Annotated in this window: 10 protein-coding genes; 3 read left to right on the top strand and 7 right to left on the bottom strand. The window is 61.2% G+C overall.

Annotated features, from left to right (window positions below; genetic code table 11):
• Positions 1-177: 177 nt before the first annotated feature.
• The 3 genes from AC1DUU_RS13430 to AC1DUU_RS13420 form a co-directional block, all read right to left on the bottom strand.
• A complete protein-coding gene (locus AC1DUU_RS13430) occupies positions 178-1,140 on the bottom strand; it encodes a bile acid:sodium symporter family protein (protein WP_476783916.1) in 963 nt (320 codons plus the stop codon).
• 192 nt (positions 1,141-1,332) lie between these two features.
• Positions 1,333-2,115, bottom strand: coding sequence for a phosphate/phosphite/phosphonate ABC transporter substrate-binding protein (locus AC1DUU_RS13425; protein ID WP_476783917.1), 783 nt, complete (start codon positions 2,113-2,115; stop codon positions 1,333-1,335).
• A gap of 47 nt (positions 2,116-2,162) precedes the next feature.
• Positions 2,163-3,173, bottom strand: coding sequence for a fatty acid desaturase (locus AC1DUU_RS13420; RefSeq protein WP_476783915.1), 1,011 nt, complete (start codon positions 3,171-3,173; stop codon positions 2,163-2,165).
• A gap of 209 nt (positions 3,174-3,382) precedes the next feature.
• Between AC1DUU_RS13420 and AC1DUU_RS13415 the strand changes: the two genes are divergently transcribed.
• From AC1DUU_RS13415 to bmt, 3 genes are all read left to right on the top strand, one after another.
• Positions 3,383-4,240, top strand: a complete 858-nt coding sequence (locus AC1DUU_RS13415) for a helix-turn-helix domain-containing protein (RefSeq protein ID WP_476783914.1) — start codon at positions 3,383-3,385, stop codon at positions 4,238-4,240.
• A gap of 64 nt (positions 4,241-4,304) precedes the next feature.
• Complete coding sequence (locus AC1DUU_RS13410) at positions 4,305-4,781, top strand: DUF1989 domain-containing protein (protein WP_476783913.1); 477 nt, start codon at positions 4,305-4,307, stop codon at positions 4,779-4,781.
• Positions 4,782-4,985: 204 nt separating this feature from the next.
• Positions 4,986-6,005, top strand: a complete 1,020-nt coding sequence (bmt, locus tag AC1DUU_RS13405; protein ID WP_476783912.1) for a betaine--homocysteine S-methyltransferase — start codon at positions 4,986-4,988, stop codon at positions 6,003-6,005.
• A 96-nt stretch (positions 6,006-6,101) separates the two neighbouring features.
• Here the strand turns inward: bmt and AC1DUU_RS13400 are convergent, their stop codons facing one another.
• The 4 genes from AC1DUU_RS13400 to AC1DUU_RS13385 form a co-directional block, all read right to left on the bottom strand.
• Complete coding sequence (locus AC1DUU_RS13400) at positions 6,102-6,692, bottom strand: PadR family transcriptional regulator (RefSeq protein WP_476783911.1); 591 nt, start codon at positions 6,690-6,692, stop codon at positions 6,102-6,104.
• Positions 6,693-6,881: 189 nt separating this feature from the next.
• Positions 6,882-7,301 carry a hypothetical protein gene (locus AC1DUU_RS13395; protein WP_476783910.1) on the bottom strand — a complete coding sequence of 140 codons (420 nt, stop codon included), beginning with the start codon at positions 7,299-7,301 and terminating at the stop codon, positions 6,882-6,884.
• A 212-nt stretch (positions 7,302-7,513) separates the two neighbouring features.
• Entirely contained in the window at positions 7,514-7,984 is a 471-nt protein-coding gene (locus AC1DUU_RS13390) for a hypothetical protein (RefSeq protein ID WP_476783909.1), read from the bottom strand.
• A 135-nt stretch (positions 7,985-8,119) separates the two neighbouring features.
• On the bottom strand, positions 8,120-9,733 hold a 1,614-nt coding region (locus tag AC1DUU_RS13385), incomplete at its 5' end, for a vWA domain-containing protein (RefSeq protein ID WP_476783908.1).

Below are 9,733 nucleotides of genomic sequence, written 5' to 3'. Positions count from 1 at the left end.
GAAGGCCGGTTCGAGATCGAAATTCTTGGCCGCCGGCTCCCTGCCCGCATCAATGTCGAACCGCCATTCGATCCCTCAGGCGAGAAGATGCGGGGGTAGCCTTGGAGCAAGCGAAACCGAAACCAGCTTTCAAGGAGAACGCCGGGGCGAACCCGGCGTTTTCTTGTTGGAGTTGGCTTACGCCTTCTGCGTGACGGTTTTGGCCTTCAGCTCAGGATCTTCCATCCGCGAGAAATAATTGGCCACAAGCGCACCAGAGATGTTGTGCCAGACGCTGAACACCGCACTCGGCACAGCCGCCAGAGGTGAGAAATGCGCGTTGGCAAGTGCCGCGCCGAGGCCGCTGTTTTGCATGCCGACTTCGATGGCGATGGCTTTGCGCTTGGCTAGTGACAGGCCGGCAGCACGCGCGGCGAAGTAGCCAAGCAGCAGGCCAAAGCCGTTATGCAGCACGACGACTGCGAAGATCATCAGTCCCGACTGGGCGATGTTGGCCTTGTTGACGGCGACCACCGCCGACACGATCAGCACGATGCCGGCGACGCTGACCAGCGGCAGCATCGGCTCGGCCGACTTCACCAGCGCGGGTGCAACCTTCTGCAGGACAAAGCCCAGCGCCAGCGGCACCAGGATGACCTTCACGATCGACAGGAACATGCTCATGGCGTCGACCGGCAGGTACTGGCTGGCGAACATCCACACCAGGAACGGCGTGACGATGGGCGCGAGCAGCGTGGTCACGCTGGTGCAAGCGACACTGAGCGCCACATCACCCTTGCCGAGATAGGTCATGACGTTGCTGGCGGTACCCCCCGGGCAGCAGCCGACGAGGATCACGCCAGCGGCGACTTCAGGCGGCATCGGGATGATCGTCGTCAGCAGCACGGCTAGCAGCGGCATGATCAGGAACTGGCCGAGCACGCCAATGGCGACGTCGAACGGACGGCGGGCGACTTCGGCAAAGTCCTTGGCCGATATCGTCAGGCCCATGCCGAACATGATGATGCCGAGCAGGACGACGATCCAAGGTGCGAAGATGCTGAAGGTCGACGGCAGCACGAAACCGAGAATGGCAAACACGATCACCCAGATGGCGAAACTGCGGCCGATGAAATTGGAGAATGCAGCAATGGTTTTCACGACAGGTCCTTGGGAGGATTCTTACTGGGGAGGACTCTCGTCGGCAGCGCGACAGAAAGTTGCGCGCTTGTCCCGCCAAATGAGCGAATTGGCAACCCAAAACCGCCCGTTTCGACCTTTTTGCGATGACGCAACGTCATGAAATCAATGATTTGTACGGCGATGCAAAGCCCAGTCGGCGGCGTCGCAGGCCTATTCGAGCATGCCCGTCAGCGGCGAGGAAAGTGCCGTGACATAGGGCAATCCCTTGCGCTTGCCCGTCCAGCCGACCACCACGACATCTTTTGCCGCCGGCTCGAAGCGCCGCGCCAAAGCCCAGCTGTGACAATCGATGGCCGCGACATCTGCACGGCCTTCCGCGATTGCGATAATCGACGCGCGGTGGCCGCCGCTTTCGATTCGTTCGGAAAAGAGCCGCAATCCCTCGCTCAGAGCCGCAAGATCGCGCGAAATCCCCAAAAACCCCGACATCGAATCGTGACTATTGAAGGCAAAGCGCTTGTCGCGGATCAGATCGAGGGGGATGAGTGGCGCATCGCCATCAGGCGAGTGCGCGTGGTCCGCGGTGACGGCGCCGCGCCGGATGACAATGGCGCTTGAATAGAACTCGCCTCGCCCACCTTCGATGCCGTCATAGTTTGGTTGGCCGATCACCCTGACATGAGTAGCAAGGCCAGTTGTTTCCATCGGGCCCCAGCAGGTCTGGCCGAACAACAGCTTGGGGTGTCGCCACAACGTCGGCAGATCGAACTCGTCAGGTGGCAGAGTCGCTGGATCGGGTGCGATGACCATGCCTGATGCGTCGCGAACACCTCCAGGAACCGGCGGCAAATCGTCGTTGCGTCGAGCCAGGGTTTCAGGCGCATCAATGCCCGATTTTCGGATCGCTGTTCGCAGCTTGGCCCATTGCGCATCGACCTCGCCGCGCATTTCTGGCCAGTCATACATCGGCAATGCTGCAACGAAGTCGGTCATCATGTCATTTCAGGCTTGAATGCGGGAACTGGCAAGCGGAGGGAGAACTATTCTTTCGGCGGCTCCGCCGGCACGGGTGCTGTGCCAAGCCCGTTGACATTGCGCGCCCTGACTCGCGGCACGAACGCCCTGCCCGCATCCGGCGCGCGGCGCAGGGCGGGATGGCACACCGGCTCCTTGGCGCGGAAGGCATAGGCCTTGATCAGCGCAAAATAGTTCGGATAGGCATAGCCCTTGTTCATCCTGAGCCATTCCTCGCGGCGGGCGCGAAACAGCGCCGGCAGCTTGTACCAGGCAACCGTCGGGCTCTTGTGATGCACAAAGTGCAGATTGTTGTTGAGGAACAGCAGGGACAAAGGCGAGCGTTCGACGATCACCGTGCGCCCTTCAGGGTGCTCGGACCACTGATGCTCGGCAAAGGTTCGGATCGAAATCAGCGACTGGCCGAGCCACACCGGAACCAGAATGTAGAGCCAGAGCGGAATACCGAAGCCCAACTGGACAATCGGCACGATGACCAAAAGGCCGGCGCCATGGAGCAGCCACGCCTTGCGGATCGCCTTGTCGCCCCCGATAACAGCCTTGGCGTCGTCGATAAAGAAGCCGATGCAAGCAAGCAGCGGCCCCAGCACGAAGCGACCTGCCATGGTGTTGTTGATCCGAAGCAACAGCTTCATCGCTTCCGGCAGGTCGTTGTGCTGCCAAAGCGCGCGATAGTAGCTTTCGGGATCGTCGAACGGATCGGTCAGGCGCTCGTCGGCGTGGTGGCGCAGATGAATGGTCTTGAACCGTCGATACGGCCAGACGAGACCAATCGGCAGCGACACCAGCGCCTCGTTGATGCGAGCGTCGCGGGTCGGATGACCGTGCAACACCTCATGCACCAGCGACGACTGCAGTGCCACCATCAACGCCATTGCGGCCAGGGCGACCACCGGATAGGCCGGCCAGACCAGTAGGCCGGCGACGAGCCAGGTGCCGTAGCAGGCCAAAATGAGAAACACCGTCGGCCATTCGACCGCCGTGGTCGTGCCGCGTTTGTTTCCCCTCTTTGCCATGCTCTGCCTGCTGTCCTTTGATGCCTGGAACTCAATGATTCCTGACATAATGCTGTCAGTAGCTTTGCGTTTCTACAACGAGACAATGCGCACAGATTGTTTACATTGCGCTACTCAAGCTGCAGATGTTATGTTTAGTGAACAAATGGGAAGACAAACTTAGTTTGGATGGGTCGCGAACCAGATGTTCGCAAAACCGTTGAGCAACCATGGACAAGCGCGATCTGTCTGATGTCTTCAGGGAACGGCTCAAGGCGCTGGTGGCACGCTCCGGCCTCAACCAGTCGGCCTTTGCCGCATCGGTCGGCATCGACCGTTCGGCGCTGTCGCAATTGCTGTCGGGTGCCACGATCCGACTGCCGCGCGCCGAAACGCTGCTGACGATCGCCACCGCGCACAAGGTTTCGCTCGATTGGCTRCTCGGCCTCAGCCAGGACGAAGGTGTGACCGGCGAGATCCGCGAAAGCCTCGAGATCGAGGAGGCCTCTGGCGGTTTCGAACGCACGCTGATCGCCAAATGGCACGCCGAAGCTGCTGGTACCAAGATTCGCTACGTGCCCGCCGGCATCCCGGACCTTCTACGTACCGAGGCGTTGATCGACTACGAGGCTGACATTTCCAACAAAAGCCGCGAGGTTCAGGCTGGCGAAACGCAATACCGCATCGACTACAACCGCAGGCCCGAGACCGACATGGAGGTCTGCATGCCGCGCCACACGCTGGAAATTTTCGCGCGCGGGCTCGGTGTATGGTCGGGTTTCCCTGACACAGATCGCAAACAGCAGCTGCGCCACATGGCCGACCTGCTCGACGACCTCTACCCGACCTTCCGCCTGTTTCTCTATGACGGGCGCATGCGCTACTCCGTGCCCTACACGATCTTCGGCCATTCCCGCGCCGCGATCTATGTCGGCGACATGTATCTCGTTCTCTACGCCACCGAGCCGATCCGCACGCTGACCCGCCATTTCGACAATCTGATCCGTGCCGCCGACATCAACGCTCATGAAACGGCGGCGTTCGCGAGACGGCTGGCGGTCGCTTCGTTTCCGGCAGGCTGGGCCTGATCGCCGCCCAGGTTGAATTTCGTCCGTCCATGCGGCAGCTTGCGGCCGCATTCCGAGGAAAACCATGCAGAACCAGAATATCGTGGTGCCTGCCCAGTCGGGCCGTTCCGTCCGCGTTTCGCCAGGCGACCTTGTTCGCATTATCGATCCCAAGGGTCAGCAAGTCGCCGACCTCTGGGCGTTCACGACCGACATGCTGGACTGGCTGAGCACGTCGAATACCCGCGATATCGGCGAGCGCCTGTTCCCGGCGGTCGGCGAACATTTCTACGGAACATCAGGAGAGCCGTTGCTGACGCTGGTCGAGGATGCCTCGCCAGGCCCGCACGACATGCTCTACCCAGCCTGCAACCATGCGCTTTATGTGCGCGCAGGGTTTCAGGATCATCCCAATTGCCAGGACAATCTGCATGCGGCGCTGGCCGCCGAAGGCATCACCTTGCCCTTCACGCCTGATCCGGTCGACCTGTTTCAGAATTCGCTGCCGCAGCCGGACGGCCGCATCGACGTGTTTGCCTCGATCAATCCGCCTGGCGGCTAAGTCACCTTGCGCGCCGAGCGCGACCTGCTGATTGTCGTCACCGCATGTTCGGTCGACCACTACCCCACTAATGGCGGCGTCTGCACCGAGATCGAGGTCGAGGTCACAACCGCGCGGTAGCGCCGTTTCTCGAACGCAATCATTGACTGGATATAAAGACTTCTTTATATCGTTATCCATTCTCCAGATATGAAAGTCGCTGTGATGACGACCAATCCGATCGATGCCCTGCTGGCCGAAAAGGGTGTGCTGCTTGCCGATGGCGCAACCGGCACCAATCTGTTCGCCATGGGCCTCGAGGCCGGCGAAGCGCCTGAGTTGTGGAACGAAAGCGCGCCCGAAAAGATCACGGCGCTGCACCAGAATTTCGTCGAGGCAGGCGCCGACATCATTCTCACCAACTCGTTCGGCGGCACGCGTCACCGGCTCAAGCTGCACCACGCCCAGGACCGCGTGCACGAACTCAACAAGCGCGCCGCCGAGATCGCGCGCGCCGTCGCCGACAAGGCCGGCCGCCGMGTCATCGTCGCCGGCTCCGTCGGCCCGACCGGCGAGCTTCTGGTGCCGCTCGGCGCCATGACCTATAACGAGGCGGTCGATGCCTTCGCCGAACAGATCGAAGGTCTCAAGGCCGGCGGTGCCGAAGTCGCCTGGATCGAAACGATGTCCGCGCCAGACGAGATCCGTGCCGCGGCAGAGGCCGCCATCCGCGTTGGCCTTCCCTACACCTACACCGGCTCGTTCGACACGGCCGGCCGTACCATGATGGGCCTGCTGCCCAAGGACATCCACGGTGTCGTCGACGGCCTTGCTGAGACGCCGCTGGGTGTTGGCGCCAATTGCGGCGTCGGCGCATCTGATATCCTTGCCTCGCTGCTCGACATGAGCGAGGCAAAGCCTGAGGCGACCATCATCATCAAAGGCAATTGCGGCATCCCCGAATTCCGTGGCACCGAGATCCATTATTCCGGCACGCCTGAACTGATGTCCGACTATGTCCGCCTGGCTGTCGACGGCGGTGCAAAGATCATCGGCGGGTGCTGCGGCACCTCGTTCGAGCACCTGGCCGCGATGCGCAAGGCGCTCGACGCTCACAAGAAGGACGCTCGCCCGACCGTCGAGGCGATCGTCGAACGCATCGGCCCGATGCGCAACAAGCTTGCCGCACCGAACACTGCTGAAACCAGCGAAGGCCGTCGCGAACGCCGCCGCAGCCGGGTCTGATAGACGGGCTTTGCGCATCTCGCGCGGCAACCCAACGAAAAAAGCTCCCGCTGAGCCAGTGGGAGCTTTTTTTGTTTYAGGCATTATCAGCCGGAATTACAGGTCTTCGAGGTCTCGGCGCGCCTTCTTGAGGATTTCGCGTGCCTTTTCGGCCTGTGCCGCACTCAGCGACCCGCCACGCAAGCGGGTAAACAGAGCGAGCTTCAAGGCCCTGAACTCTTCGCCGAGGGCCGCGCCGCCAACTTGCGCCGAAGCCTCGTCGATCTGCGCGTTGATCTTTTCGAGCTCTTCCGCGTGCTCGGCCAGATAGGCCTGGCCCTGCTCGGTGATCGAGTAGAGACGCTTGTTGCCATTGGCGACCGAGGCGACGAGATCGGCTTCTTCCAGCATCTGCAGCATCGGATAGATAGCACCTGGGCTTGGGCTGTAGGCGCCCTGGAATTTGGCTTCCAGCGCCTTGATGATGTCGTAGCCATGGCGCGGTTCCTCGGCGATCAGGCCAAGCACGACCAGGCGCAGCGCGCCGGGATCGAACATGCGCGGCCCACGCCCGCCGAATGGCCCGCCGCGATGCCGCCCGAACGGTCCGCCCCGGCCATGATGACCGCCTGCTCTGCTGCTGTCGTCGGACTGACCCGACATGGCCCAGCCACCACCGCAGCGATTGTTGAAATGAGGGGTGAACATGTGAGTACCTCTCCAGGATTGTTGCTTCATGCAGCCATATCTATTCAAAGATATATCTTTTGCAAGATACAACGTAAGAAATTTTCGATCAGGCCTCCTGCGGGTATACGAAAAGGCCGGCGAGGTTTCCCTCGCCGGCCTTATGTCGATGGTGATTGATTGAGGCGGCCTCGCCGCCCAAATCCCCGTTTATTCGCTGTTTTCCGCGTAGATCGCGCGGGCCGACCTGAAGTCCATGCCCGAACCTTCCGCCCGCTGCAACATCATCACCGCGTCCGACGCACCAACGTCCGAAAGCAGTTCGAGCGCATGGCTAAACCGTTCGTTGTTGAACGCCGACAAGGCAGTCCGGTGGGCATTTTCGACATCCTTGTCGACCTTGCGCGCTCCACTGGCCTCGGCGTCCGATACGCTGGAGATCGCAAAGAACTGCGACGGCTTCGTCTGCACATGGACATAGCTGCTGCGCGTGATCGGTTCCTGCTGGGTAGCAGCGGCGACAGATGTCTGTTGCGGCTTCGGTTGAACTCCGCCTTCCGCAGACGGTACAAGCCTGTCATTCAGGCGAACAACCTGACTATGGCCCCCGCCCAGACTGCCAATCAACATTCACTTCCCCTCGCGCATTTCACCCGGTCTCAGCCTTAGCTCCGAAGCGTTGCCAACCTCTTCCCCTCAAAGACGGCATTTGATCGAAACACCCGATAATGCATTCAAAAGATTATGTTTTTGGGTTCGAAGGCAGATGGCGAGCGCATTTACCTGTCATCTCGCAAACCTGAAGCCCTGGCGTGCCGCCGATTCGGCCTTGCCGATCGCCGTCAACGAGTGACCTGAGCCGATCTCGCTGGCGTCGACCCAATTTCACCGAGCACGCGGCTGTAGAGCTCTTCCTGGCGCTCAAGCCATTCCCGAGCTTCCGGCCAATTGGCCGGATCGATCATGCCAATCGGATTTCGGGTCAGGTAACAGAGGTGGTATTCGCCGTTCAGACTGGCGCCGAGCGCGAGCCCCAGTCCGGGTTCCCAAGCTGAAAGCTTGTTCGCTGTGGTGGCGTGACCTTCGCCGCGCTGTCCCCTGACAAACAGCCCGACGCTGCGGTTTGTCAGGTACAACGAAATGACCAGATCCTCAGTGACGTGCCGCCAGCGCGAGTAGAGACTGCCATGACGGATGCGCGGGTCGTTGCGGCGGTTGAGATAGCCGTCCCAGAACGCCTTGATCTCGCGCGATGACAGCGAGCGAAGCCCGCCATGCGCGATATCCCATTCGTCAAGCTGTCCGTCGGCCATATCTTTTCTCCGATGCCCTCTCTCGCGACTTCAGGTGGACGCCTAGAGATCACAGAAGAACGGTCGGCGGAAAGCCCTCTTTCCGCCGACCGGCCACGCGGCCCTTGCCTGGCAAGCAGGACGGAGTTCCTGCTTCTACTGCTTGCTGCCTTGCAGCGCTGATGCCAGCCGCACCAGCGACAGGAACTCGGCCCGGTATCCGAACGGATCGCTGCCTCGTGCAGCAGTTGCGATCTCGCTGATCTTGTCGAAGCCGAATTTCGCCGTCGCGTCCTCGCCGCGCAGCTTCTGGCCGAATGCCGCGACCGCAACCGAAAAGCGCTGGTCAGTGCTGGCCACATCGAAGCTCGCGACCTCGTTGGCCTTGGTCACAGGCGTGGTGATCAGCTTGCTCGTGTCGCCGTCGGGCGCCTTGTAGCGGATCTTCACGAAGGCATATTCGTCGGCATTCGCCACTCCGCCATTGCCGGCAGTTGCCTCGCCGTAGCGCAGCTTGTCGATCTGCTGGGGTGCGCCCTTGGGCGTGATCTCGTAGATCGCCGTCACCGAATGCCCCGAGCCGATCTCGCCGGCGTCGACCCGGTCGTTGTTGAAGTCCTCGCGGTTGAGCGCACGCGTCTCATAGCCGATCAGACGATACTCCGAGACCGTTTGCGGATTGAATTCGACCTGGATCTTCACATCCTTGGCGATGGTGAACAGCGTCGAGGAGGCGTCTTCGACCAGCACCTTCTCGGCCTCGGCCAGCGTGTCGATATAGGCGGCCGTGCCGTTGCCGTTCTGGGCGATGGTCTGCATCATCTGGTCGTTGAGGTTGCCGCGACCGAAGCCGAACACCGACAGGAATACGCCCGATTTGCGCTTGTCTTCGATCAGCCGCTTGAGGTCGTCGTCATCGGTCTGGCCGATATTGAAATCCCCATCGGTCGCCAGCATCACCCGGTTGACGCCGTCCTTGACGAAGGATTTTTGTGCCAGGCGATAGGCCTCGCGGATACCCGCCTCGCCCGCCGTCGACCCCCCCGGCGTCAGCGTGTCGATCGCCTGCAGTATCTTGGCGCGATCAGACGCCTTCGTCGGCTCGAGCACGGTGCCGGCATCGCCAGCATAAGTGACGATGGACACGGTATCATCGGGGCTCAGTTTGTTGACCAGCAGCCGGAATGCAGAGCGCAGCAGCGGCAACTTGTCCGGCTCGTCCATCGAGCCCGACACGTCGATCAGGAAGACAAGATTGGCCTTTGGCTGCTCCGCCGGTTTGACGTCGTAACCCTTGATGGCGACGTGCATCAGCTTGGTGTGTTCGTTCCACGGTGTCGGCATAACGCTGACGGTGGTGTTGAACGGCGTCGCGGCAGTTTCAGGCCCCTTCCAGTCGTAGGGGAAGTAGTTGACCATCTCCTCGACCCGCACCGTGTCGGCCTGCGGCAGGCCCCCCTCCTTCAGGGAACGGCGAACGAAGGAATAAGACGCCGTGTCGACATCGATCGAGAAGGTCGAGACCGGGTCTTCAAGTGCCGAACGCACCGGATTGGTTTTGAAATCCTCGACGCGGTCGCGGTTTTCAGCCWGCGGCGCAGGCATATCAGATGGCGCGAACTCGCCCTGCAGCTGGGTCGTGAGCGTTGGCGCAGCCATGCGGCTCATTTGCGATGCCGCATCCGCCAGCGGCGCCGGTGCAGGCATCGCGGACGCTGCCTCGTTCATGACAACTGCTTCTTCGGCAGCCACTTTTGACTCGGCCTTGGC

The sequence above is a fragment of the Aminobacter sp. P4_H6_2 genome (assembly GCF_056400805.1).
Note: the sequence above shows the minus strand (reverse complement) of the source record. Positions and strands in the feature narration are given on the sequence as shown.

Excerpts from the sequence above, each read along its gene's own strand:
- AC1DUU_RS13395 (WP_476783910.1), bottom strand. The coding sequence starts at position 7,301 with ATGTTGATTGGCAGTCTGGGCGGGGGCCATAGTCAGGTTGTTCGCCTG.
- AC1DUU_RS13420 (WP_476783915.1), bottom strand. The coding sequence starts at position 3,173 with ATGGCAAAGAGGGGAAACAAACGCGGCACGACCACGGCGGTCGAATGG.
- AC1DUU_RS13400 (WP_476783911.1), bottom strand. The coding sequence starts at position 6,692 with ATGTTCACCCCTCATTTCAACAATCGCTGCGGTGGTGGCTGGGCCATG.
- AC1DUU_RS13410 (WP_476783913.1), top strand. The coding sequence starts at position 4,305 with ATGCAGAACCAGAATATCGTGGTGCCTGCCCAGTCGGGCCGTTCCGTC.
- AC1DUU_RS13425 (WP_476783917.1), bottom strand. The coding sequence starts at position 2,115 with ATGACCGACTTCGTTGCAGCATTGCCGATGTATGACTGGCCAGAAATG.
- AC1DUU_RS13390 (WP_476783909.1), bottom strand. The coding sequence starts at position 7,984 with ATGGCCGACGGACAGCTTGACGAATGGGATATCGCGCATGGCGGGCTT.